The following is a 23,827-nucleotide window of genomic DNA, read 5'->3' as shown; positions in this document are numbered from 1 at the left end:
TGCTTGCGGATAGTGTGACATCTCTTTTTTTGGAACAATCATGAATTTCCTGATGGATGCATCGAACCGTTCGGGCGACGTCCTTTCCGTGTCCGATCTCGCAAGCGAGGAGAGCCGCTCCACTGCCACGCCGATGATGGAGCAGTTCATCGAGATCAAGGCGAACAATCCGGATTCGCTCCTGTTCTACCGCATGGGCGATTTCTACGAGCTGTTCTTCCAGGATGCGGTCGAGGCCTCGCGCGCGCTCGGTATCACGCTGACGAAACGCGGCCAGCACATGGGGCAGGAAATTCCGATGTGCGGCGTGCCGGTGCATGCGGCCGACGATTACCTGCAGAAGCTGATCGCATCCGGCTACCGTGTCGCCGTCTGCGAACAGGTGGAGGACCCGGCCGAAGCGAAGAAGCGCGGCAGCAAATCGGTCGTGCGCCGCGATGTCGTGCGCCTGGTGACGCCGGGAACGATCACCGAGGAGAAGCTGCTCTCGCCTTCGGAATCGAACTATCTGATGGCGCTGGCGCGCATCCGGAGCGGCTCGGAGCCGGCCTACGCCCTTGCCTGGATCGACATTTCGACGGGCATCTTCCGCCTCGCCGAGACGGCGGAGAGCCGCCTGCTCGCCGACATATTGCGTATCGAACCGCGCGAGCTGATCGTGCCCGACACCGTCTTTCACGATCCCGATCTCAGGGCCGTCTTCGACGTGCTCGGGCGCGTCGCGGTGCCGCAGCCGGCCGTCCTCTTCGACAGCGCGACGGCGGAAGGGCGCATTTCGCGCTATTACGGCGTCGGGACGCTCGACGGTTTCGGCAGCTTCTCGCGCGCCGAGCTTGCGGCCGCTTCGGCGGCGGTCTCCTATGTCGAGAAAACCCAGCTCCAGGAGCGCCCGGCGCTCGGCATTCCGGAAAGGGAAAGCGCCGCCTCGACACTCTTCATCGATCCGGCGACCCGCGCCAATCTGGAGCTCGCCAAGACGCTTTCCGGCTCCCGCGACGGCAGCCTGCTCAAGTCACTCGACCGGACGATGACGAGCGGGGGCGCCAGGCTGCTCGCCGAACGGCTGATGTCGCCGCTGACCGACCCGGAGCGGATCAACCAGCGGCTCGATTCGATCGAGGTGCTGGCCGATCAGCCGCGGTTTACGACGGATGTTCGCGACGCTCTTCGCAGGGCGCCGGACATGCCGCGGGCCCTGTCGCGGCTCGCGCTCGGCCGCGGCGGCCCTCGCGATCTCGGCGCCATCCAGGCCGGCATGCGGGCCGCGGCGGCGATATCGGCGCTCCTTACGGGCGCCGAGCTCTCGGCGGAATTGACCGAAGCGCGCAACACGATCGCGGCCTTGCCGGGGGAATTGCTCGCGCGCCTCGACGCAACCCTTGCCGAGGAACTGCCGCTTCTGAAACGCGACGGCGGCTTCGTCCGCGAGGGCGCGAGCGCCGAACTCGACGAGATGCGGGCGCTGCGCGATCAGTCGCGCCGCGTGGTCGCAGGGCTGCAGCTGCAATATTGCGAAGAAACCGGCATCAAGTCGCTGAAGATCAAGCACAACAACGTGCTGGGGTACTTCATCGAGGTGACCGCCGGCAACGCCGGATCGATGACCGACACCGATGCCGGCCGCGCCCGCTTCATTCATCGCCAGACCATGGCGAATGCGATGCGCTTCACCACGACCGAGCTTGCCGAGTTCGAAACGAAGATCGCCAATGCCGCGGACCGGGCGCTGGCGATCGAGGTCGAGACCTTCGAGGCCATGACGCGCGAGGTGGTCGCCGAGGCCGAGGCGATCAAGGCGGCAGCGCTGGCGCTCGCGACGATCGACGTCTCGGCCGGGCTCGCGGTGCTTGCGGAGGAGCAGAATTACACGCGCCCTACGGTCGACCGCTCGCGAATGTTCGCGATCGAGGGTGGACGCCACCCCGTCGTGGAGCAGGCCTTGCGGCGCCAGGCTGCCAATCCTTTCGTCGCCAACGGCTGCGATCTTTCTCCGCCGAACGGCGAGCAGGGCGGCGCGATCTGGCTCCTCACCGGTCCCAACATGGGCGGCAAGTCGACTTTCCTGCGCCAGAACGCGCTGATCGCGATCATGGCCCAGACGGGATCCTTCGTGCCCGCGGCCGCCGCGCATATCGGCGTGGTCGACCGGCTCTTCTCGCGCGTCGGCGCTTCGGACGATCTCGCCCGGGGGCGCTCGACCTTCATGGTCGAGATGGTCGAAACGGCGGCGATCCTCAATCAGGCGACGGACCGATCGCTGGTGATCCTCGACGAGATCGGCCGCGGCACCGCGACCTTCGACGGTCTGTCGATCGCCTGGGCGGCGGTCGAGCATCTGCACGAGGTCAATCGCTGCCGCGGGCTCTTCGCGACCCATTTCCACGAGCTGACCGTGCTCTCCGAAAAGCTCGTGCGGCTGTCGAACGCGACCATGCGCGTCAAGGAGTGGGACGGCGACGTCATCTTCCTGCACGAAGTAGGCCCGGGCGCAGCCGACCGCTCCTACGGCATCCAGGTCGCCCGCCTTGCAGGCTTGCCGCCGTCGGTCGTCGCCCGCGCGAGGGATGTGCTCGCCAAGCTCGAGGATGCCGACCGCAAGAATCCGGCGAGCCAGCTGATCGACGACCTGCCGCTGTTCCAGGTTGCCGTCCGGCGGGAGGAGGCGGCGAGGGCATCGTCGGGTCCTTCGAAGGTCGAGGAATCCCTGAAGGCGCTCAACCCGGACGACATGACGCCGCGCGAGGCGCTCGACGCGCTTTACGCGCTCAAGAAGGAGCTTTCCAACCGCTGATTTCGCCGGGCTATTTCCCCTGTCATTCGGCCGGCAAAAGGGCTATACAGCGGCGCTTGCAACGAATGATCTAAGTCGGACAGGACGCCCCTCGGCACTTCATGGCCAGACACCAAACCTCCTTTCCCGAAATCCTGGACGTGTCGGCGCTTCGGGCCAGGTGCGACTTCATCGCCTCCGCTCATGCCGAACAGCGCGAACCGATGCGCCGGGCCTTGCTTGCGGCCTTCAAGGAGGCAAATGTCGCGGGCCGCGCCAAAGCGCGCGAACTGCTCGCCGCAGACGGCGCAGGAATAAAATGCGCGGAGCGCATCTCCTGGCTTCAGGACCAACTGATTACCCTCTTGCACGACTTCGTGCTGAACCAGATTTTCGACGCCGCGAAGGCTCCCGAGGCTTCGCGCATCGCGGTCACCGCAGTCGGCGGCTACGGCCGCGGAACGCTGGCGCCAGGCTCTGATATCGACCTCCTCTTCCTCCTGCCCGCCAAGAAGGCGGTCTGGGCGGAGCCGGCGATCGAATTCATGCTCTATATCCTGTGGGACCTCGGCTTCAAGGTCGGCCACGCAACGCGAACGATCGAGGAATGCATCCGCCTGTCGCGTGCAGACATGACCATCCGCACCGCAATCCTCGAATGCCGCTATGTCTGCGGGTCCGCGGCCCTGGCGAACGAACTCGAAACGCGCTTCGATCACGAGATCGTCCGCAATACCGGCCCGGAATTCATTGCCGCCAAGCTCGCCGAGCGGGACGAGCGCCATCGCAAGGCGGGCGACACGCGCTACCTCGTCGAGCCGAATGTCAAGGAAAGCAAGGGCGGCTTGCGCGACCTGCACACGCTCTTCTGGATTTCGAAATATTTCTATCGGGTCAAGGACTCCGCCGATCTCGTCAAGCTCGGCGTCCTTTCGAAGCAGGAGTACAAGCTCTTCCAGAAGGCCGAGGATTTTCTCTGGGCGGTGCGCTGCCACATGCATTTCCTGACCGGCAAGGCGGAGGAGCGCCTCTCATTCGACATCCAGCGCGAGATCGCCGAGGCGCTCGGCTATCACGACCACCCCGGGCTCTCGGCGGTGGAACGCTTCATGAAGCACTACTTCCTGGTGGCCAAGGACGTCGGCGACCTGACCCGCATCTTCTGCTCGGCGCTGGAGGACCAGCAGGCCAAGGACACGCCCGGGATCACGGGCGTCATAAGCCGCTTCCGCAATCGCGTCCGCAAGATCGCGGGCACGCTCGATTTCGTCGACGACGGCGGGCGCATCGCACTTGCGAGCACCGACGTGTTCAAGCGCGACCCGGTAAACCTCATGCGCCTGTTCCACATCGCCGACATCAACGGGCTCGAATTTCATCCGGCGGCGCTGAAGCAGGTGACCCGTTCTTTGAGCCTGATCACGCCGCACTTGCGTGAAAACGAAGAGGCCAACCGGCTCTTCCTGTCGATACTTACCTCGCGGCGCAATCCGGAACTGATCCTTCGCCGGATGAATGAAGCGGGGGTGCTCGGCCGTTTCATTCCCGAATTCCGCAAGATCGTCTCGATGATGCAGTTCAACATGTATCACCACTACACGGTGGACGAGCATCTCCTGCGCTCGGTCGACGTCCTCTCCCGCATCGAGCGGGGCCTGGAGGAGGAGGCGCATCCCCTGACGGCGATGCTGATGCCTGGCATCGAGGACCGCGAGGCGCTCTACGTCGCCGTTCTGCTGCACGACATCGCCAAGGGCCGCCCGGAGGATCATTCGGTGGCCGGCGCCAAGGTCGCGCGAAAGCTTTGCCCGCGCTTCGGGCTGACCCCGAAACAGACCGAAATGGTGGTCTGGCTGGTCGAGGAACATCTGACCATGTCGATGGTCGCGCAGACCCGCGACCTTAACGACCGCAAGACCATCGTCGATTTCGCCGAACGGGTCCAATCCCTCGAACGGCTGAAGATGCTGCTCATCCTCACCGTCTGCGACATCCGCGCCGTCGGGCCCGGCGTCTGGAACGGCTGGAAGGGCCAGCTCCTGCGCACGCTCTACTACGAGACCGAGCTTCTGCTCTCGGGCGGCTTTTCGGAACTGTCGCGCAAGGAGCGGGCGAAGCACGCCGCCCATATGCTGGAGGAGGCGCTCGCCGACTGGCCCAAGAAGGAGCGCCAGGCTTATGTGCGGCTGCATTACCAGCCCTATCTTCTGACCGTGGCGCTCGAGGAGCAGGTGCGTCATGCAGGCTTCATCCGTGAGGCGGACAATGCGGGCCGGACGCTCGCGACCATGGTGCGGACCCATGACTTCCACGCCATCACCGAAATCACGGTGCTGTCGCCCGACCACCCGCGCCTGCTGACCGTCATCGCCGGCGCTTGCGCCGCGGCTGGCGCCAACATCGTCGGCGCGCAGATACACACGACATCGGACGGCCGGGCGCTCGATACCATTCTCGTCAACCGCGAGTTCTCGGTCGCCGAGGACGAGACGCGCCGGGCGGCAAGCATCGGCAAGCTGATCGAGGACGTGCTCTCCGGCCGCAAGAGGCTGCCCGAGGTGATCGCCAGCCGGACGCGTGTGAAGAAGCGCAGCAGGGCCTTCACCGTGACGCCGGAGGTGACCATCAGCAATACGCTGTCGAACAAGTTCACCGTCATCGAGGTCGAAGGCCTTGACCGGACCGGTCTGCTTTCCGAAGTGACCGCGGTGCTGTCAGACCTATCGCTCGACATCGCCTCGGCCCATATCACCACCTTCGGCGAAAAGGTGATCGACACCTTCTACGTCACCGACCTGGTCGGCTCGAAGATCACCAGCGAGAACCGGCAGATGAACATCGCGGCGCGCCTCAAGGCGGTGCTGGCGGGCGAGGTGGACGAAGCGCGCGAGCGCATGCCCTCCGGCATCATTGCGCCGACCCCTGTGTCCCGCGTACCCCACGGTTCCAAAACGACAAAAGCCGAAACATGAGTCTGGTCAAGAAATTCGCTACCGTCGGCGGCGCAACGCTCGGAAGCCGGCTCTTCGGCTTCATCCGGGAAACCTTCATGGCGGCCGCGCTCGGCACCGGCCCGGTCGCCGACGCCTTCAACACCGCCTTCCGGCTGCCGAACACCTTTCGCAGGCTTTTTGCCGAAGGGGCGTTCAATTCGGCCTTCGTGCCGCTTTTCGCCAAGGAGATCGAGGCGCACGGCATGGAGGGCGCACGGCGCTTTTCCGAGGAGGTCTTCGGCGTCCTCTTCACCGTTCTCCTTCTCCTGACGATCGCCATGGAACTGGCGATGCCGTTCATCGTCGGGCAGTTGATCGCTCCCGGGTTTGCCGACGACCCCGCGAAATTCACAAGCACCGTCACCTTCGCGACGATCATGTTTCCCTATCTCGCCTGCATGTCGCTGGCGGCAATGATGGCGGGCATGCTCAATTCGCTGCACCGCTATTTCGCGGCAGCCATCGCGCCGGTCTTCCTGAACTTCATCCTGATCGGCGTGCTGGCCTATGCCTGGTACAGCGGCCAGGATGCGGTCGCGGTCGGCTATGATCTCTCCTGGGGGGTGCTGGCCGCGGGCCTCGTGCAACTGGCGATCGTCTGGGTCGCGGTGCGCAATGCCGGGATCCGCATCGGTTTTCGCCGACCCCGGCTGACGGCAAACGTCAAACGCCTGCTGGTGCTGGCGCTTCCCGCGGCGATCACCGGTGGCATCACGCAGATCAACCTCCTGATCAACACCAATATCGCTTCTGCAAAGGAAGGCGCCGTCTCGTCGCTGGTTTATGCCGACCGCATCTATCAGCTGCCGCTCGGCGTCGTCGGCATTGCCGTTGCGACCGTGCTTCTGCCCGAGCTTGCGCGGGCTCTGCGCGGCGGCAATCTCAACGAGGCGGCAAACCTGCAGAACCGTTCCGTCGAGTTCACGCTGTTCCTGACACTTCCCGCCGCGGCGGCACTGCTCGTCATGTCGGAACCGATCGTCCGGCTCCTCTTCGAGCGCGGCCAGTTCTCGCCGGAATCCACCGTCGTCGTCGGGCATATTCTGGCGATCTACGGCCTCGGCCTGCCGGCCTTCGTGCTGATCAAGGCCTTCATTCCCGGTTTCTTCGCCCGCGAGGACACCCGCACGCCGATGATCTTCGCCGGAATTTCCGTGGCCGTGAACGTCTCCCTGGCGCTGACGCTCTTTCCGTCGCTTGCCGCCAGCGGCATCGCGACGGCCGAAATCGTCGCCGGCTGGGTGAACGCCCTGCTTCTTTTCGCGACGCTCGTCTGGCGTGGGCACTGGGGGCGCGATATTCCCTTGCTGACGAGGATTCCCCGGCTGGTGATCGCCGCTGCCGTCATGGCGGCCGCGTTGTACTTTGCCGTGGATTGGCTCGCCTTGCCCCTTTCTTCCACCGCACCGCTTGCGACCCGCGCCCTTACCCTCTGCGGCCTGATCGCCGCCGCGATGGCGATCTATTTCGCGGTCGCGTTCGGGACCGGCGGCGCAAGCCTCTCGATGATCCGCCGCAGCGTCAAACGGGGGGCACCGGCCTCGTCCGCCGAGCGGGCGAGCGAAGGGGCGGATCGGCAATGAGACAGTCGATTGCCCGCGTCGCCATCGTCGTGCCCGATTACGACGAGGGCATCGCCTTTTACTGCGGCAAGCTCGGCTTCGACCTCCTCGATGACAGCGACCTCGGCGGCGGCAAGCGCTGGGTCGTCGTGCGGCCGAAAGGTGCGGCGGAGACCGCGCTCCTGCTCGCCAGGGCCGAGGGCGAAAGGCAGCGCGCCGCGATCGGCAATCAGACCGGCGGGCGGGTCGGCTACTTTCTCTTTACCGACGACTTCGGCCGCGATCACGCCGCCATGCTTTCCGCGGGCGTCACGTTCCTCGAGGCGCCCCGCCATGAGGTCTACGGAACCGTTGCCGTCTTCGCCGATCCCTTCGGCAATAGGTGGGATCTCCTTCAGCCCGCGTGACCATGCCTCTTGATTGCGCCCGGCCCGCCGTGCATAAGCGCGGCGGATATCAACTGGAGCCGGGCCCTCCACAAGCCCGATTGGGGACGACATGAACGAATTCAAGCCGCTCGTATTTTCCGGTGTTCAGCCGACCGGCAACCTGCATCTCGGCAATTATCTCGGCGCGATCCGCAAGTTCGTCGCCCTTCAGGAAAACAACGATTGCATCTATTGCGTCGTCGACCTGCACTCGATCACCGCGCAGCTCGTGCATGAGGACCTGCCGGGCCAGATCCGGTCGATCGCGGCGGCTTTCATCGCCTCGGGCATCGACCCCGAAAAGCACATCGTCTTCAACCAGTCGGCCGTGCCGCAGCATGCCGAGCTCGCCTGGATCTTCAACTGCGTCGCCCGCATCGGCTGGATGAACCGGATGACCCAGTTCAAGGACAAGGCCGGCAAGGACCGTGAAAACGCTTCGCTCGGCCTGCTCGCCTATCCGAGCCTGATGGCGGCCGACATCCTCGTTTATCGCGCCACCCACGTGCCCGTCGGCGACGACCAGAAGCAGCATCTGGAACTCACCCGCGACATCGCCCAGAAGTTCAACATCGACTTCATGGAGCATATCCGGACGCGGGGCTGCGGCGTCGACATCGTCGTCGGAGAAGAGCCGATCCATGCCTATTTCCCCCCGGTCGAACCGCTGATCGGCGGCCCGGCACCGCGCGTCATGTCGCTGCGCGACGGCACCAAGAAGATGTCGAAATCGGATCCATCCGACCTGTCGCGCATCAATCTGATGGACGATGCCGATACGATCCTGAAGAAGATCCGCAAGGCCAAAACCGATCCGGACGCGCTTCCGAGCGAAGCGGACGGTCTTAAGGATCGACCCGAGGCCGAAAATCTCGTCGGGATTTACGCCGCGCTCGCCGACAGGTCGAAAGAAGAGGTGCTTGCCGAATTCGGCGGCCAGCAATTCTCGACCTTCAAGCCGGCTCTGGCCGACCTCGCCGTCAGCGTGCTTTCGCCGATCACGGGCGAGATGCGCCGGTTGATGGGCGATACCGCGCATATCGACGCTATCCTGCGCAAGGGCGGGGAGCGCGCTCGGGAACGCGCCGAGAAGACCATGCGCGAGGTCCGCGAAATCATCGGCTTTTTGCAGTAGTTCACGAAAATGAGACCTTGCGGGCGCCGCGCGGCGTTGTAATGTTCACCGCATGGTTTCAACCCGACTCTCACGAATGGAAGGCCATCGCCGCAAGTTCATGGCGGTGATCGACGACACGCCCGAATGCGGCCGCGCCGTGCATTATGCCGGTATGCGCGCGAAGAATTCCAATGGCGGCCTCGTGCTGCTCTACGTGATCGCCGACGGCGACTTCCAGCAATGGCTGGGCGTCGAGGAGATCATGCGCGCCGAAGCGCGGGACGAGGCCGAGGCGACGCTGGCCAAGATCGCGCAGACGGTGCGCGAACGGATCGGCATCGAGCCGGAAATCGTCATCCGCGAGGGCATCGCCACGGAACAGATTCACGCCGCCATCGAAGAGGACCGCGACATCGCGATCCTGGTGCTGGCGGCCGGATCGGCGAAGGAAGGCCCGGGGCCGCTCGTTTCGTCCATTGCCGGGAAGGCCGCGGCCTTCCCGATTCCGGTCACGGTCATTCCCGACCTTCTCACGGATGAGGAAATCGACGCGTTGACCTGATCTCCACAGCGCTGCGCGTCCCATCATATGAGCAAAGGTCGCTGTAGCACTTTGAATCACGCTATTACGCCTTGCGGGCTCCACCCGAGGCTCCTATATTTTGGAACAATTCTAAAAAGCCGGTCGAGGAGCGCTCCCGGCAGAACGGAGTGAGACATGTTCATCCAGACCGAAGCCACGCCGAATCCCGCCACTTTGAAATTCCTGCCGGGCAAGGTGGTGATGGAGAACGGCACCGCCGAATTCCGGAGCGAAGAAGAGGCCCTTGCAGGATCGCCCCTTGCGGCTCGGCTCTTCGCGATTCCCGGCGTCACCGGCGTCTATTTCGGCTATGACTTCATAACCGTGAGCAAGGAAGCGCAGGAATGGCAGCACCTGAAGCCCGCGATTCTCGGCTCGATCATGGAGCATTTCATGTCGGGGCAGCCGATCATGTCGGGCGCCGGCCGTGCCGAGCAGACGGATGCGGAGGACGAGTTCTTCGACGAGGGCGACGAGGCGATCGTCGCCACGATCAAGGAACTGCTCGAGACGCGGGTTCGGCCCGCCGTCGCCCAGGACGGCGGCGACATCACCTTCCGCGGCTTCAAGGACGGAACGGTGTTCCTGAACATGAAAGGCGCATGCGCCGGCTGCCCCTCTTCGACCGCGACCTTGAGGCACGGCGTGCAGAACCTGTTGCGCCACTTCGTTCCTGAAGTCGAAGCAGTCGAATCCGTCTGATCCGAAGCGGGTCGAGGCGCGGAAGCCTGCATGGCGGGCCCGCGCATCCTTCGCTTCCAGTTCGGCTTCATTTTCCTTATATCGTTTTCCATATTCCTTACACCGGTGTGGTTTTTGGGATAGAATCACAGGTGTGATTCCGACGTGCCGCAGCGACTTGTAGATGCGGTAACTGCGGCTGCGCACCCTCGCAGCCGCACCGATCGCAGGACGCAGGGAGGAGACCGCGGCTGAAATGCTAGTTCTTGCCATTGATACATCCGGGTCCGGTTGTTTCGCTGCCGTCTGCGACGGCGGCTCCGGAGAGCTTCTGGCATGCGCGGGCGCGGAAATCGGACGTGGCCATGCGGAGCGCCTCATGGAATTCGTGGATGAGGCCTTGAGCGTCTCGGGCCGGGAACTCGGCGAGATCGATCGGATTGCCGTGACGATAGGTCCAGGATCGTTCACCGGGATCCGTGTCGGCGTTGCCGCTGCGCGCGGCCTTGCCCTGGCGCTCGGAAAGCCGGCAGTCGGGGTCACGACGCTTCAGGTCGTCGCCGAAAGCGCGCGGCTGAAACAGACAGGCCAGCCGGTGCTCGTCGTCCTCGACGCCAAACGGGACGAGCTTTACCTCCAGGCCTTCGATGCTTCGGGACGGCCGCAAGGGGAGGCGGAAATCCTGGCCGCCGAGGAAGCGCGCCGGCGCTTTTCCGATTTCGCCGGCATCGTCTGCGGCTCCGGTGCCCTTGCCGTCACCGGCGCGGCGGGCGGAAAGCCGGACGAGATCGATATGGCGACCCTCGCCCGGCTGGGCGCGGCGGCCGATCCGGCTTCTGCGCGTCCTAAGCCGCTTTATCTGCGCGGACCGGACGCCAAGCCCCAGGCCGGATTCGCCGTGACCCGTGCCTGACCGGAAGACGCCAAACGCCATTCGCCCGTATATTCTCCAGAACGTCCAAGAAACGCCCCGATGAGCCTTACCGACTATTTCACCCGCCGCGCCGAATTCGACATTTTCGCGCTTGAAGAGGCCGATCTCGGCGCCGCGGCCGCGCTGCATCGCCAGCGCTTTGCCGCCGCCTGGAGCGACGGCGAAATCCATGGGCTCCTGAGTCAGGAGACAGTGTTCGGATTCGTCGCGCGCCAGACCAATGCCAACGGCATGTTCCGGCCGGCCTTCGGCGGCTTCGTCCTGTCGCGGGCGGTCGCCGGCGAGGCCGAGATACTGACGATTGGGGTCGACCCCCGCTACGCGCGCTCCGGTCTCGGCTGGCGCCTCATGCAGGCGGCGATGCGGGAGGCCGCCGTCAAGGGAGCAGAGGCACTGTTCCTGGAAGTCGACGAGACGAACCAGGCCGCGATCGGTCTCTACGGAAAGCTCGGCTTCCGCAAGGTCGGGGAGCGGAAGGCCTATTACCAGGCGCGGCCCGGCGAGCGCAGCGCGGCGCTTGTCATGCGGCTCGATCTTCGTTAGAGCATCTCGCTGTTTCATGGAAACACTGAAATGCTCTAACCCTTTGGGCCAACGCACTTCCGGACGGAAAACCGTTACACACTTTTCCTGGAAATGCTCTGGAGCGAGATGAGGAAGGCGTGTGCGGTTTTCGCCGGTATCCCGCGTCTCAACCCACTGGAACAGATCACGTTCATGATTTCACGCAAACGGTGAAGCGCAGTTTGGAAGGTGCCTGCGGATGATCAATTGGGTGCGGGTCGCTCTTTGCGGCATGCTGCTCGTCATGGTCTCGCTGGTGCTGATGCCGGTCCAGATCCTTTGTCTCTGGCTCGATCTGAAACCGCGGCGCTGGCTGCCGCGTCACTGGCATCGCGTCGCCTGCCTGCTGCTCGGCCTGCGCGTCCGCGTCCATGGCGAGCTCGACCGCCGGCGTCCCTTGCTCCTCAGCGCCAATCACGTCTCCTGGAAGGATATCCTGGTGCTTTCCTCGGTGGCGGACGTCGTTTTCGTTGCCAAGTCGGACGTCAAGAGCTGGCCGGTATTCGGGCTTCTCGCCCGCCTTCAGGCATCGGTTTTCGTGGAACGCGAGCAGAAGCGCACCACCGGTCACCAGGTCAATGACATCGGGCGGCGGCTCGCCGATGGGGAAATCGTCGTGCTCTTCCCGGAAGGAACGACCTCCGACGGCAACCGGCTGCTCGACATCAAGACCTCGCTGTTCGGCGCGGCCGCTTCGGCGGTTCCGCAGTCGCCGACCGGCGTGGTTCATGTCCAGCCGCTGGCGATTTCCTACACCGGCATCCACGGCATGCCGATGGGTCGCTATCATCGGCCGATCGCCGCATGGCCGGGCGACATCGGTCTGGTGCCGCACCTTCTCGGAGTGCTCAGAGAGGGAGCCCTGGAGGTCGATGTCGATTTTGGCGAGGCGGTGGATTATGACCGGCACGCGAACCGCAAGGAAGTGAGCCGCCTCATCGAGCAGCGGATCCGCAAAATGCTGTCGGATCGGCTGCGAGGGCGTTCCCGATCCGCCGCGAAGGTCGAGCCGGCTGCCGCGCTCTCTGTGGCGCCGGACGTTCCGTCGGACGCGCGAAGGTCGCGGTAGCACTCTCAAATGCCTCAATCCGGGATCACCCTGAAAGGGTGACCGGTCGCGGCTCGCGCCGTGCCGGCCCGAAAATGCTTCAACTTTGGGGCGCTATGCACTAAAGAACCCGCATGACCCAGGAAACCGCTCTTCTGTCGACGTCGCCCGAGGCGGGCGACCTGAACGTTCCGGCGCGCAAGGTCTTCGTCAAGACCTATGGCTGTCAGATGAACGTCTATGACTCCGACCGCATGTCGGATGCGCTCTCGCGCGACGGCTATGTTGCGACCGATGTCCTGGAAGACGCCGATTTCGTGCTGCTCAACACCTGTCATATCCGCGAAAAGGCTGCCGAGAAGGTCTATTCCGAGCTCGGTCGCCTGCGCGAACTGAAGAAGGCCAAGGCGCGCGAGGGCCGCGAGATGCTGATCGGCGTGGCCGGCTGCGTGGCCCAGGCAGAGGGCGACGAGATTCTCCGCCGCGTCCCGGCGGTCGATCTCGTCATAGGCCCTCAGACCTATCATCGCCTTCCCGAGGCGCTGAAGCGGGCTCGCGCCGGCCAGCGTATCGTGGAAACGGACTATGCCATCGAGGACAAGTTCGTCCATCTGCCGGCGCCCGATAAGGCCAAGACCCGTGCGCGGGGCGTCACGGCTTTCCTGACCGTCCAGGAAGGCTGCGACAAGTTCTGCACGTTCTGCGTGGTACCCTACACGCGCGGCTCGGAAGTCTCGCGCCCGGTGTCACAGATCGTGGCGGAGGCGGAGAAGCTCGTCGAGGGCGGCGTGCGCGAAATCACCCTGCTCGGACAGAATGTCAACGCCTGGCACGGCGAGGGTCCGCATGGGCGCGAATGGAGCCTTGGCGACCTCTTGCGGCGCCTCGGCGAAATCGATGGCCTTGCACGCCTGCGCTATACCACCAGCCATCCGCGCGACATGGACGACAGCCTCATAGAGGCGCACCGGTCGATGGCGAAGCTGATGCCCTATCTGCACCTGCCGGTCCAGTCGGGCTCCGACCGTATCCTGAAGGCGATGAACCGGCGCCACACGGCTGCCGAATACCTGGCGCTCGTCGAGCGCATTCGTGCGGCGCAGCCCGACCTGGCGCTTTCGGGCGATTTCATCGTCGGCTTTCCCGGCGAGACCGATCAGGACTTCGAGGATACCCTTCGCCTTGTCGAGGAAGTGAACTATGCACAGGCTTTCTCGTTTAAGTATTCGACGCGTCCCGGAACGCCGGGCGCCGAGCTCAAGGAACAGGTTCCCGAGGACGTGAAGGCCAAGCGTTTGGAAATATTGCAGGCTTTGCTCGTAAAGCAGCAGCGCGGTTTCGCCGAGGCCTGTGTGGGTCGGGAGATCGACCTGCTCCTGGAGAAGCCGGGCCGCATGCCGGGGCAGCTCGTCGGCCGGTCGCCGTGGCTGCAGCCCGTGAATGTTGATGCAAAAGCATCGCAAATCGGTGACATTATCAGAGTGCGAATCACCAAGGCCGGGCCGAACAGCCTGTTTGCCGAGATGATCGGGGAATCGGACGCGAGGAGCTGACCGCTTGAACGGACACGAACTGATTTCTTCCTCATCTCGCCAGTCGAAGACATCCGCGACGGACGCCAATCACTTCGTGCTCACCTTCGAGAACAACCGCTTTGCGAGCGAGCTCTTCGGCCAGTTCGACCAGAATCTGAAATTGCTGGAAGAGCGATTGCGCATCGACGCCCGGCCGCGGGGAAACTCCGTCGCCATCTCCGGTGACGTCGTCGCAACCAATCAGGCGCGCCGTGCCCTCGACTATCTCTACGGAAGGCTGCAGAGTGGCGCTTCGATCGATACATCCGATGTCGAAGGTGCGATCCGCATGGCGGTCGCCGCCGACGATCAGCTACAGTTGCCGACGATGGAGCGCAAAGCCAAATTGACAATGGCGCAGATTTCGACGCGCAAGAAGACAATCGCTGCGCGCACGCCGATGCAGGATTCCTATATCCGCGCCATGGAGCGGGCCGAGCTCGTCTTCGGCGTCGGTCCTGCGGGTACGGGCAAGACCTATCTCGCCGTCGCCCATGCCGCCCAGCTCCTGGAGCGTGGCGCGGTCGACCGGATCATCCTCTCGCGTCCGGCTGTAGAGGCGGGCGAGCGTCTCGGATTCCTGCCCGGCGACATGAAGGAGAAGGTCGATCCCTATCTGCGTCCGCTCTATGACGCGCTGTACGACATGATGCCGGGCGACAAGGTCGAGCGGGCAATCACCGCGGGGGTCATCGAGATCGCGCCGCTCGCCTTCATGCGCGGGCGCACGCTTGCCAATGCCGCCGTGATCCTCGACGAGGCGCAGAACACGACGTCGATGCAGATGAAGATGTTCCTGACCCGTCTCGGCGAGAACGGCCGGATGATCGTCACCGGCGATCCGAGTCAGGTCGACCTGCCGCGCGGCGTAAAGTCAGGGCTCGTGGAGGCGCTGCAGATACTCAAGGGCGTGGAGGGCGTCTCGGTGATCCGCTTCAAGGATGCCGACGTCGTCCGTCATCCTCTGGTGGCGCGGATCGTCAGGGCCTATGACAGCCAGACGGCGGTTCACGACGAGAGCGAGCAGAGCGATCGCTGAGGCGGCCGCGTTTATCATGACGGCATTGGACATTCAGATTAGCGTCGAGGCAGGAGACTGGCCGCCCGAAGACGAGCTCCGGTCTTTTTGCGAGCGTGTTCTCGAGGCAGCGGCCGATTTTCTCGCGCGTGAGGAGAAGCAGCCGCTGCCCGCACAGGCGGCGGAACTGTCGCTGGTCTTCACCGACGATCAGTCGATCAGGGCGATCAACGCGGAGTGGCGAGGTCAGGACAAGGCGACGAATGTTCTGTCCTTTCCCGCTTTTCCGGTGACGCCGGGCAGGATGCCGGGGCCGATGCTCGGCGACATCGTGGTCGCCCATGAGACGCTCAGGCGGGAGGCGGTGGAGCTCGAAAAGCCCTTCGACGCCCATTTGACGCATCTTCTCGTTCATGGATTCCTGCATCTTTTCGGGTATGATCATATCGAAGACGACGAAGCGGAGAGAATGGAGGGGTTGGAGACTCGCATTTTGGCGCGTCTTGGCCTATCTGATCCCTACGGGGACCAACCCCCGCATTGACAGTTTGGAACGATGAGCGACTTCAAGACACAGCCGGCCGCTGTCGCGACCGAGGAGGCGGAAGCCTCCGGCGACACCGAGGCCGGTAGTAGTACCGCCGCCCGATTCGAGGGCAGCAAATCCACATCATCATTTTGGAGCCGTGCCGCGCGTCTTTTGCGCGGTGTGAGCCCGTCGAGCCTGCGCGAGGATCTCGCCGATGCGCTCATGACGGACGCCGAAGGCAATGCGGCTTTCTCGCCCGAAGAGCGGGCGATGCTCAACAACATCCTCCGCTTCCGCGAGGTTCGGGTCGAGGACGTGATGGTTCCGCGAGCCGACATCGAAGCGGTGGACCAGAATATCACCATCGGCGAGCTCATGGTGCTCTTCGAGGAGTCGGGACGCTCGCGCATGCCGGTTTACAGCGAGGGGCTCGACGACCCTCGCGGAATGGTGCACATCCGTGACCTTCTTGCCTATGTGACCAAGCAGGCGCGCAACCGCCGCCGCAACGGCAAAGCCCATGCGGCGGCGACGGCGAACGGCGACAAGCCCGAAAGGGCGCCCCGGCAGATGAAGGCAGGCTTCGATCTTTCTCGCGTCGATCTCGACAAGACGGTGGAGGAGGCGGGGATCGTCCGGCAGCTCCTGTTCGTGCCGCCGTCGATGCTCGCCTCGGATCTCATGCAGCGCATGCAGGCCGCGCGCATCCAGATGGCACTCGTCATCGATGAATACGGCGGAACGGACGGTCTCGTATCACTCGAGGACATCGTCGAAATGGTGGTCGGCGACATCGAGGACGAGCATGACGACGAGGAAGTGATGTTCGCGCGCAGCTCGGACGACGTCTTCGTCGCCGACGCCCGGGTGGAGCTCGAGGAGATCGCCGAGGCGGTCGGACCGGACTTCGACGTACGCGAGCAACTCGAGGATGTCGATACGCTGGGCGGACTCGTCTTCGCATCGCTCGGCCGGATTCCTGTCCGCGGCGAGGTGGTGCAGGCGATTCCCGGCTTCGAATTCCAGATTCTCGATGCCGATCCGCGTCGCGTCAAACGCGTCAGGATCATGCGCAAGCGTCCGCCGTCGCGCCGCCGCCTGCCGAAGGTCGAGAAGGAGCCGTTGCCCGATGCGTTCACCACGGCCGGCCCCACTGGGGCGGGTGTCCAGCCCCCGTCCTCGTTCGAATAGGGCCGGCTCGCCGTCGCCTTGAGAGGGGACAAGCAGCCACTTTTTTGGAAGACTGCCGCCGATTGATTCGGTCGTGCTGCGTGTGTCCTTGAATCCTCGAGGACAGGGTCCCGCGCAAGGTCTCCCCCACGTCCGGCGCCGACGGGAGGTTCAATGGAAAGACTGGCAGGCAGAATCATACTTCTCTCGGGCGTGTCCCGAACATTCGTCGGCTTTCTCGCCGGCCTTCTGGCGGTGCTTGCCCAGCCGCCTTTCGGCATTTTCGCGGCGGCTTTCGTCTCCTTTCCCGTCCTTGTCTGGCTGATCGACGGGGTGGCGCCCGACCCCGGCGACGGCGTGCTGCGGCGGCTGATGCCGCCCGCGGCGATCGGCTGGTCCTTCGGTTTCGGTTATTTCCTGGGTGGTCTCTGGTGGCTGGGCAATGCGCTTCTGGTCGAGGCGGACGCGTTCGCCTGGGCGCTGCCGCTCACCGTCGTCGGCCTCCCGGCCGTTCTGGGGCTCTTTTACGCGCTGGCGGTCGTCATTGCCCGCAGCCTCTGGTCGGACGGCTGGGGCCGGATCGCCGCCCTCGCGCTCGGCTTCGGCATCGCCGAATGGCTGCGCGGCTTTCTCTTTACCGGCTTCCCTTGGAATGCCATCGGCTATGCGGCCATGCCGATGCCCTTGATGATGCAGTCCGCCAGCGTCGTCAATCTTTCGACGATCAACATGCTGGCCGTTTTCGTCTTCGCCGCGCCGGCTCTGATCTGGACGGGCAAGGGCGCGCGCGCCGGTCTCGCCATCGCCGCAGCGCTCTTTGTGGCGCATGTCGCTTTCGGCTTTTACCGGCTCGCCCAGCCGGCACCGGTGCCGCTCCAGCCGGAGATGACCGTCCGCGTCGTCCAGCCGGTGATCGACCAGGCCAAGAAGCTCGACGACCGGGAGCGTGCGTCGATTTTCGAGGACCATCTCTCGCTGACGGCCGCCCCGGTCCAGGATGGCGCCAAACGGCCGGACATCGTCGTCTGGCCGGAAACGTCGATCCCTTTCATCCTCACCGACAATCCCGACGCCCTGGCGCGGATCGCCGACGTTCTCCAGGACGGGCAAGTTCTCGTCGCCGGCGCCGTCAGGGTCGAGGATGCCGGTGCCGGACTGCCGCCGCGCTATTACAATTCGGTCTATGTCATCGACGATCGAGGGCAGATCGTCGGTGCGGCGGACAAGGTGCATCTGGTGCCTTTCGGTGAATACCTCCCGTTCGAGGATCTGCTGACCTCCTGGGGCCTGAGCTCCGTCGCGGCCTCGATGCCGGGCGGTTTCTCGGCGGCCAGCACCCGCCCAATGCTGACCTTGCCGGGCGGCCGGCGGATCTATCCGATGATCTGTTACGAGGCGATCTTCGCCGACGAGGTGGACGGCAATGCCCGGCTCGCAGACGCGCTCCTCAACATCACCAACGACGCCTGGTTCGGCGATACCCCCGGCCCGCGCCAGCATTTCCATCAGGCGCAGCTCCGCGCGGTCGAAACCGGAACTCCGATGATTCGTGCCGCGAATACTGGTATTTCAGCAGTTGTTGATGCACGTGGTGTTTTAGTGCTAGTATTGGGCTACAATTACAGGGGGGTTCTAGACACAATTCTGCCGGGAAAACTGCCTACGCTCACAAATGTCGCAACGCGCAGCCAAATTTTCTGGCTGACGATGGGAATTCTATTTCTGGTTGCAGTAATATCGCGCTTAGGTTTTAATATTGGGAAGAATTGACGTAAAACCCCTAAAATTGCATAGTGTATTTCGCCATCAACCTTCGCCTGCCGCCGAGCGTGACAGGGTTGCCGCAGCGCATATTTTGCAACGCGGGGTTGCTGGTAACGTAAACAGCGTGTTTAGGAAGGCGAATATGATCGAGAATAAGAAGAAACCGAACCCGATCGACATTCATGTCGGTAGCAGGATTCGCCTTCGTCGGACGATGCTTGGCATGAGCCAGGAGAAGCTCGGCGAGAGTCTGGGGATTACCTTCCAGCAGATTCAGAAGTACGAAAAAGGCACGAACCGCGTCGGCGCGAGCCGGCTGCAGAACATTTCGCAGATACTCAACGTGCCGGTGTCGTTCTTCTTCGAGGATGCTCCGGGCGATGGCGGCGGCACCGGGCCGGGGATGGCCGAGGCGTCGAGCTCCAACTACGTCGTCGATTTCCTGTCCTCCTCGGAAGGGCTGCAGCTCAACCGGGCCTTCGTGAAAATTTCCGACCCGAAGGTCCGGCGCAAGCTGGTAGACCTCGTTAAAGCACTGGCCGCCGAGGCGGAGAGCGAATAGGCGGCAAGTCGCCCGGCACGAAAGAAGCGGCATCAAGCCGCTTTTTTCGTATGGAGACTGCTGTCCGAGCTCCAACCCTGCCGATGAGGACGGCGGCGCTTCGAGGCTGCGCATCCGACATGGCGCGCTGGCCGGCGGCGCGCTCCCGAGAGCGAAAATTTTCCCTCAATTCTGCATTTTCGGGAAAGCGGAACGTCGTGGCGATGCCGATATAAAGATATATTTATGTCGTTGTGTGCTTGTTTTTCACCGGCAAAACCACTAAACGTTTGACCGCTTCTTTCATTGAGGGGACTTCCCGCATGCGCGCAAACTACCTGTTCACAAGTGAATCCGTAGCCGAAGGTCATCCGGACAAAGTGTGTGACCGTATCTCCGACGAAATCGTGGATCTGGTCTACCGCGAAGCCGCAAAGACCGGCGTCGATCCGTGGACTGTGCGCATCGCCTGTGAGACGCTGGCGACGACCAATCGTGTGGTCATCGCCGGAGAGGTCAGGCTGCCGCCGAGCCTTCTCAAGAAAGACAAGAACGGCGTCGACGTCATCAATCCCTCGAAGTTCAAGTCGGCGGCCCGCAAGGCGATCCGCGACATCGGCTATGAGCAGGACGGCTTCCATTGGAAGACTGCGAAAATCGACGTTCTTCTGCACTTCCAGTCCGCACACATCGCGCAGGGCGTGGACAATGCCGCCGACAAGCAGGGCGAAGAAGGCGCGGGCGACCAGGGAATCATGTTCGGCTATGCCTGCCGCGAGACCGCCGAGCTCATGCCGGCGCCGATCTACTATTCGCACCGCATCCTCAATCTGCTCGCTGCGGCCCGCAAGAAGGGCGAAGGCGAAGTCGCCAAGCTTGGTCCGGACGCCAAGAGCCAGGTGACCGTGCGGTACGTCGACGGCAAGCCGGCCGAGGCCACCTCGATCGTTCTTTCCACCCAGCATCTCGACGAGAGCTGGGATTCCACCAAGGTCCGTTCCGTGGTCGAACCCTATATCCGTGAGGCGCTCGGGGACCTGAAGATCGCCGACGACTGCACCTGGTACATCAATCCTACCGGCAAGTTCGTCATCGGCGGACCGGACGGCGACGCGGGCCTTACCGGCCGCAAGATCATCGTCGACACCTATGGCGGCGCAGCTCCGCATGGCGGCGGTGCCTTCTCCGGCAAGGACACGACCAAGGTCGACCGCTCGGCCGCCTATGCGGCCCGCTACCTTGCCAAGAACGTCGTAGCGGCGGGCCTTGCCGAGCGCTGCACCATCCAGCTTTCCTACGCGATCGGCGTAGCCCAGCCGCTGTCGATCTATGTCGATCTGCACGGCACCGGAAAGGTCTCGGAAGATCAGGTGGAGAGCGCCATCCGCAAGACGATGGACCTGTCGCCGACGGGCATCCGCCGCCATCTCGACCTCAACCGGCCGATCTATGCCAAGACCTCCGCCTACGGCCATTTCGGCCGCAAGGCCGGCCGCGACGGTTCCTTCTCCTGGGAGAAGCTCGACCTGGTCAAGCCGCTGAAAGAGGCGATCGAGAGCGACTCGTCGTCCGTCAACGGAAGAGCGGCGAGCCGCGCGGCGTAAGCCCTGCCCGCGAGGCAGCTTCGGAAGAAGCCGCGTATTGAAGATATCGCAGCCGCCTGTTATCAGCCGTGGCAACAGTCAGGCGGGCGCTCCGGAGAGGAGCGTCCGCCTCCTTCATTGTGATTTCGGGCTCGGCTCGATCGGAAATCATGGATGCGGAGCTGGATGAGGAAAACGATGTGCGTCCTCTACCCGCAGCCTGCTTCATCTATGGGAAGAACGACATGACCGAAACGCGCGGTGCCAGAGCAACGGAGGCTTTCTTCGGCCGCCGCAAGGGCAAGCCCTTGCGGGAGCGGCAGGCGGCCCATCTCGAACACCTGCTGCCCCTTTTGAAGCTCGATCTCGGGAAGCCGGCACCGGCCGATCTGACGGCGCTTTTTCCCGAGCCCGTCGAAAGAATCCGCCTGGAGATAGGCTTCGGCGGCGGAGAGCACCTGATCCACCGTGCTGCGGAAGACCCGGCGACCGGCTTCATCGGGGTGGAGCCCTTCGTCAATTCGATGGCGAAGCTGCTCGGGCAGATCGAGGCGAAGGCGATCAGGAACGTCCGCCTCTACGATGACGACGCGACGCAGGTGCTGGATTGGCTGCCGGCGGCATCCGTCGACCAGATCGACCTGCTTTATCCCGATCCATGGCCGAAGCGGAAGCACTGGAAGCGGCGTTTCGTCTCCGCGGTCAATCTCGACCGCTTCGCACGCATCCTGAAGCCGGGCGGCGTCTTCTGCTTTGCCTCGGACATCGACAGCTATATCAACTGGACGCTCATCCATTGCCGCGACCACGCGGCTTTCGAATGGACGGCGGAGACAGCGGCCGACTGGCTGACGCCTTTCGCCGGATGGCCGAGCACGCGCTACGAAGCCAAGGCCCGCCGGGAAGGGCGCAGTTCGGCCTATCTGACCTTTCGGCGTAGGTGAACCAGGCGTCTGGAGTTTGGCCCCTCAGCCGGCCTGACGGCCACCTTCTCCCGCGCGCGGGGCGAAGGGGTTTCGCGGCCGCTGCTTAAGTCCCCTCTCCGTCTGCGAGGACAGGGGCAATTCTTACCCGCTCAATGCAAAGTGACGGTGCGAAGGTCGTCTTCCGCCGCCTTGAAGAAGGTGCTGGAGCGGTTGTCCGTCAGCAGGATAGGCGTTCCATCGGCGCCGAACAGGGCCCACAGATCGATTCCAGGCCCCATCTCGGGCGCTTCCGGAAAGCAACGGGAGACCTCCTCAGAACGCATCTTGCGGATATAGCCGACCTCGCCTGCGCCAAGATGCGCAAGGTCGTTCTTCGACAGCGATGTGTTGATGGCTTTCAGTCCCATGGTCATGCTCCGTGGTCGCCGGCGCAGGAAAAAATCTCGCCGGTTATCCTATTCTGGGACCGAAATATTAATTTTCTTTACCATACGGGGGGGCTCGGGGCGCACCAGGTCCACCGCAAGGAGGCCGTTCCGCAATTCCGCGCCGAGAACCTGCATTCCATCGGCCAGCACGAAGGTCCGCTGGAACTGCCGGGCGGCGATGCCCCGATGCAGATATTCCCTTTCGCCGGTCTCGATTTGACGGCCGCGGATCACGAGCTGGTTTTCCTCGGTCGTCACGTCGAGGTCTTCCTCCGAGAAGCCCGCCACCGCGAGCGTTATGCGCAGGCGTTCCGGCGCGTCGGCGGCAGAATCGCCGCGAATTCGCTCTATATTGTAGGGAGGATAGCCGTCATTGCCCTTCGCGATGCGCTCAAGGGTCTTTTCCATGCTGTCGAAACCCACCAGAAGCGGGCTCGTAAAAGGCGTTATTCTGCTCATTCTCCAAGCCCTTGCAGCTCAAGCGACCATGTGTCGGACCTGCCAAGCAGCATCCTGCCTGCAATATGGTGGCTGTGTGCAGTGAGTGCAAGCGGCTTGCCTCCGCAGGCCGCGCAAATCATAGTCCCTGACTTGAGAGCGACGGTCCTGCAGGGAGATGAAAAGTGTCAAGCGCAAGAAAAATCATCATCGACACGGATCCGGGCCAGGACGACGCGGCGGCAATCATGCTGGCCCTCGGCAGCCCGGAGGAAATCGAGGTCCTCGGCATCACTGCGGTTGCCGGCAATGTCCCGCTGACACTGACGGCCCGCAACGCCCGCATCGTCTGCGAGCTCTGCAACAGGACCGACGTGAAGATCTTCGCGGGTGCCGAGCGGCCGGTCGCCCGCCCGCTCGTCACGGCCGAGCACGTGCACGGGAAGACGGGGCTCGATGGCCCTGCGCTCGACGAGCCGACGATGCCGCTTCAAGAGCAGCACGCCGTCGACTTCATCGTCGAAACGCTGCGCGCGGAGGCGCCGGGCGCCGTGACGCTTTGTACGCTCGGACCGCTGACGAATATCGCGCTGGCCTTGACGAAAGCTCCGGAAATCGCGCCTTCGATACGCGAGCTCGTGATGATGGGCGGTGGCTTCTTCGAGGGCGGCAACATAACGCCTGCGGCGGAATTCAACATCTATGTCGATCCGGAGGCAGCCGAGATCGTCTTCCGCTCCGGCATCCCGATCGTGATGATGCCCCTCGATGTCACCCATCGCGTTCTGACGCGGAAGGTTCGCGTAGAGAAAATCCGCGCGATCGGCAACCCGGCGGCAGCGGCCCTTGCCGAGATGCTGGAATTTTTCGAGCGTTTCGACATCGAGAAATACGGCACCGACGGCGGGCCGCTGCACGATCCGACCGTGATCGCCTATATCCTGCGGCCGGAGCTATTCACAGGGCGGGACTGCAACGTCGAGATCGAAACGGCGTCTCCGCTCACCACGGGCATGACCGTGGTCGACTGGTGGCAGGTCACCGGCCGGGCGCACAATGCCAAGGTCATGCGGCACATCGACGACGAGGGCTTCTTCGAACTCTTGATCGAGCGGTTGGCCCGTCTCTGAGAGCCATGTACGCTTGCCTGGAAAAGAAGACGGCGCCCGATGAGGA

General features: G+C 63.6%; 21 protein-coding genes. 19 read left to right on the top strand and 2 right to left on the bottom strand.

Annotated features, from left to right (window positions below):
- Window positions 1–40 precede the first annotated feature (40 nt).
- The 18 genes from mutS to trmB all read left to right on the top strand — a co-directional run bounded on the left by mutS (window position 41) and on the right by trmB (window position 21,803).
- Window positions 41–2,791, top strand: a complete 2,751-nt coding sequence (gene mutS, locus AC6CIG_RS12635) for a DNA mismatch repair protein MutS (RefSeq protein WP_437407948.1) — start codon at window positions 41–43, stop codon at window positions 2,789–2,791.
- Between the two features lie 101 nt (window positions 2,792–2,892).
- Window positions 2,893–5,742, top strand: coding sequence for a [protein-PII] uridylyltransferase (locus AC6CIG_RS12630; protein WP_437407947.1), 2,850 nt, complete (start codon window positions 2,893–2,895; stop codon window positions 5,740–5,742).
- Entirely contained in the window at window positions 5,739–7,346 is a 1,608-nt protein-coding gene (murJ, locus tag AC6CIG_RS12625; protein ID WP_437407946.1) for a murein biosynthesis integral membrane protein MurJ, read from the top strand. Before AC6CIG_RS12630 ends, murJ begins: the two co-directional genes overlap by 4 nt.
- A complete protein-coding gene (locus AC6CIG_RS12620; RefSeq protein ID WP_437407945.1) occupies window positions 7,343–7,732 on the top strand; it encodes a VOC family protein in 390 nt (129 codons plus the stop codon). The genes murJ and AC6CIG_RS12620 overlap by 4 nt, the downstream gene beginning before the upstream one ends.
- Window positions 7,733–7,823: 91 nt before the next feature.
- The gene (gene trpS, locus AC6CIG_RS12615) at window positions 7,824–8,888 is read left to right on the top strand and encodes a tryptophan--tRNA ligase (RefSeq protein WP_437407944.1); all 1,065 of its coding nucleotides are present in this window, start codon (window positions 7,824–7,826) and stop codon (window positions 8,886–8,888) included.
- Between the two features lie 52 nt (window positions 8,889–8,940).
- Window positions 8,941–9,432, top strand: coding sequence for a universal stress protein (locus AC6CIG_RS12610; protein ID WP_003527692.1), 492 nt, complete (start codon window positions 8,941–8,943; stop codon window positions 9,430–9,432).
- Window positions 9,433–9,588: 156 nt separating this feature from the next.
- Window positions 9,589–10,155, top strand: coding sequence for a NifU family protein (locus tag AC6CIG_RS12605; RefSeq protein WP_437407943.1), 567 nt, complete (start codon window positions 9,589–9,591; stop codon window positions 10,153–10,155).
- A gap of 235 nt (window positions 10,156–10,390) precedes the next feature.
- The gene (gene tsaB / locus AC6CIG_RS12600) at window positions 10,391–11,047 is read left to right on the top strand and encodes a tRNA (adenosine(37)-N6)-threonylcarbamoyltransferase complex dimerization subunit type 1 TsaB (protein WP_437407942.1); all 657 of its coding nucleotides are present in this window, start codon (window positions 10,391–10,393) and stop codon (window positions 11,045–11,047) included.
- Window positions 11,048–11,107: 60 nt separating this feature from the next.
- Window positions 11,108–11,611, top strand: coding sequence for a GNAT family N-acetyltransferase (locus tag AC6CIG_RS12595; protein ID WP_018094008.1), 504 nt, complete (start codon window positions 11,108–11,110; stop codon window positions 11,609–11,611).
- A gap of 220 nt (window positions 11,612–11,831) precedes the next feature.
- Window positions 11,832–12,701, top strand: coding sequence for a lyso-ornithine lipid O-acyltransferase (olsA, locus tag AC6CIG_RS12590; RefSeq protein ID WP_437407941.1), 870 nt, complete (start codon window positions 11,832–11,834; stop codon window positions 12,699–12,701).
- 113 nt (window positions 12,702–12,814) lie between these two features.
- A complete protein-coding gene (gene miaB, locus AC6CIG_RS12585; RefSeq protein WP_018094010.1) occupies window positions 12,815–14,233 on the top strand; it encodes a tRNA (N6-isopentenyl adenosine(37)-C2)-methylthiotransferase MiaB in 1,419 nt (472 codons plus the stop codon).
- Between the two features lie 4 nt (window positions 14,234–14,237).
- Window positions 14,238–15,293 (top strand): PhoH family protein, encoded by a 1,056-nt coding sequence (locus tag AC6CIG_RS12580; protein ID WP_100669754.1) that lies wholly within the window; start codon window positions 14,238–14,240, stop codon window positions 15,291–15,293.
- 16 nt (window positions 15,294–15,309) lie between these two features.
- A complete protein-coding gene (ybeY, locus tag AC6CIG_RS12575; protein WP_100669753.1) occupies window positions 15,310–15,816 on the top strand; it encodes an rRNA maturation RNase YbeY in 507 nt (168 codons plus the stop codon).
- 12 nt (window positions 15,817–15,828) lie between these two features.
- A complete protein-coding gene (locus tag AC6CIG_RS12570) occupies window positions 15,829–16,992 on the top strand; it encodes a hemolysin family protein (protein WP_437407939.1) in 1,164 nt (387 codons plus the stop codon).
- Window positions 16,993–17,145: 153 nt separating this feature from the next.
- Window positions 17,146–18,741 (top strand): apolipoprotein N-acyltransferase, encoded by a 1,596-nt coding sequence (gene lnt, locus AC6CIG_RS12565; RefSeq protein ID WP_018094014.1) that lies wholly within the window; start codon window positions 17,146–17,148, stop codon window positions 18,739–18,741.
- A gap of 136 nt (window positions 18,742–18,877) precedes the next feature.
- On the top strand, window positions 18,878–19,297 hold the full coding sequence (locus AC6CIG_RS12560) for a helix-turn-helix domain-containing protein (RefSeq protein ID WP_003527670.1): 420 nt from the start codon (window positions 18,878–18,880) through the stop codon (window positions 19,295–19,297).
- Between the two features lie 302 nt (window positions 19,298–19,599).
- Window positions 19,600–20,880 carry a methionine adenosyltransferase gene (metK, locus tag AC6CIG_RS12555; protein ID WP_100669750.1) on the top strand — a complete coding sequence of 427 codons (1,281 nt, stop codon included), beginning with the start codon at window positions 19,600–19,602 and terminating at the stop codon, window positions 20,878–20,880.
- A 224-nt stretch (window positions 20,881–21,104) separates the two neighbouring features.
- Window positions 21,105–21,803, top strand: coding sequence for a tRNA (guanine(46)-N(7))-methyltransferase TrmB (gene trmB / locus AC6CIG_RS12550; RefSeq protein WP_026168515.1), 699 nt, complete (start codon window positions 21,105–21,107; stop codon window positions 21,801–21,803).
- Window positions 21,804–21,934: 131 nt separating this feature from the next.
- Here the strand turns inward: trmB and AC6CIG_RS12545 are convergent, their stop codons facing one another.
- Together AC6CIG_RS12545 and AC6CIG_RS12540 are read right to left on the bottom strand one after the other, a co-directional pair.
- The gene (locus AC6CIG_RS12545; RefSeq protein ID WP_018094016.1) at window positions 21,935–22,192 is read right to left on the bottom strand and encodes a BQ00720 family protein; all 258 of its coding nucleotides are present in this window, start codon (window positions 22,190–22,192) and stop codon (window positions 21,935–21,937) included.
- 48 nt (window positions 22,193–22,240) lie between these two features.
- Entirely contained in the window at window positions 22,241–22,672 is a 432-nt protein-coding gene (locus tag AC6CIG_RS12540; protein WP_437407937.1) for an Hsp20 family protein, read from the bottom strand.
- A 164-nt stretch (window positions 22,673–22,836) separates the two neighbouring features.
- Here AC6CIG_RS12540 and AC6CIG_RS12535 point away from each other — a divergent pair, with 164 nt between their 5' ends.
- Window positions 22,837–23,781 (top strand): nucleoside hydrolase, encoded by a 945-nt coding sequence (locus AC6CIG_RS12535; protein ID WP_018094018.1) that lies wholly within the window; start codon window positions 22,837–22,839, stop codon window positions 23,779–23,781.
- Window positions 23,782–23,827: the final 46 nt, after the last annotated feature.

The organism is Sinorhizobium sp. GQ132 (assembly GCF_059758575.1).
The sequence above is the reverse complement of the archived record's forward strand: the minus strand, read 5'-3'. Positions and strand labels throughout refer to the sequence as shown.

Coding starts and splice junctions, on each gene's coding strand:
- ybeY (WP_100669753.1), top strand. CDS start 15,310: ATGACGGCATTGGACATTCAGATTAGCGTCGAGGCAGGAGACTGGCCG.
- AC6CIG_RS12630 (WP_437407947.1), top strand. CDS start 2,893: ATGGCCAGACACCAAACCTCCTTTCCCGAAATCCTGGACGTGTCGGCG.
- AC6CIG_RS12620 (WP_437407945.1), top strand. CDS start 7,343: ATGAGACAGTCGATTGCCCGCGTCGCCATCGTCGTGCCCGATTACGAC.
- miaB (WP_018094010.1), top strand. CDS start 12,815: ATGACCCAGGAAACCGCTCTTCTGTCGACGTCGCCCGAGGCGGGCGAC.
- AC6CIG_RS12570 (WP_437407939.1), top strand. CDS start 15,829: ATGAGCGACTTCAAGACACAGCCGGCCGCTGTCGCGACCGAGGAGGCG.
- trmB (WP_026168515.1), top strand. CDS start 21,105: ATGACCGAAACGCGCGGTGCCAGAGCAACGGAGGCTTTCTTCGGCCGC.
- AC6CIG_RS12595 (WP_018094008.1), top strand. CDS start 11,108: ATGAGCCTTACCGACTATTTCACCCGCCGCGCCGAATTCGACATTTTC.
- metK (WP_100669750.1), top strand. CDS start 19,600: ATGCGCGCAAACTACCTGTTCACAAGTGAATCCGTAGCCGAAGGTCAT.
- AC6CIG_RS12605 (WP_437407943.1), top strand. CDS start 9,589: ATGTTCATCCAGACCGAAGCCACGCCGAATCCCGCCACTTTGAAATTC.
- AC6CIG_RS12540 (WP_437407937.1), bottom strand. CDS start 22,672: ATGAGCAGAATAACGCCTTTTACGAGCCCGCTTCTGGTGGGTTTCGAC.
- murJ (WP_437407946.1), top strand. CDS start 5,739: ATGAGTCTGGTCAAGAAATTCGCTACCGTCGGCGGCGCAACGCTCGGA.
- trpS (WP_437407944.1), top strand. CDS start 7,824: ATGAACGAATTCAAGCCGCTCGTATTTTCCGGTGTTCAGCCGACCGGC.
- AC6CIG_RS12545 (WP_018094016.1), bottom strand. CDS start 22,192: ATGGGACTGAAAGCCATCAACACATCGCTGTCGAAGAACGACCTTGCG.
- tsaB (WP_437407942.1), top strand. CDS start 10,391: ATGCTAGTTCTTGCCATTGATACATCCGGGTCCGGTTGTTTCGCTGCC.
- AC6CIG_RS12560 (WP_003527670.1), top strand. CDS start 18,878: ATGATCGAGAATAAGAAGAAACCGAACCCGATCGACATTCATGTCGGT.
- olsA (WP_437407941.1), top strand. CDS start 11,832: ATGATCAATTGGGTGCGGGTCGCTCTTTGCGGCATGCTGCTCGTCATG.
- mutS (WP_437407948.1), top strand. CDS start 41: ATGAATTTCCTGATGGATGCATCGAACCGTTCGGGCGACGTCCTTTCC.
- AC6CIG_RS12610 (WP_003527692.1), top strand. CDS start 8,941: ATGGTTTCAACCCGACTCTCACGAATGGAAGGCCATCGCCGCAAGTTC.
- lnt (WP_018094014.1), top strand. CDS start 17,146: ATGGAAAGACTGGCAGGCAGAATCATACTTCTCTCGGGCGTGTCCCGA.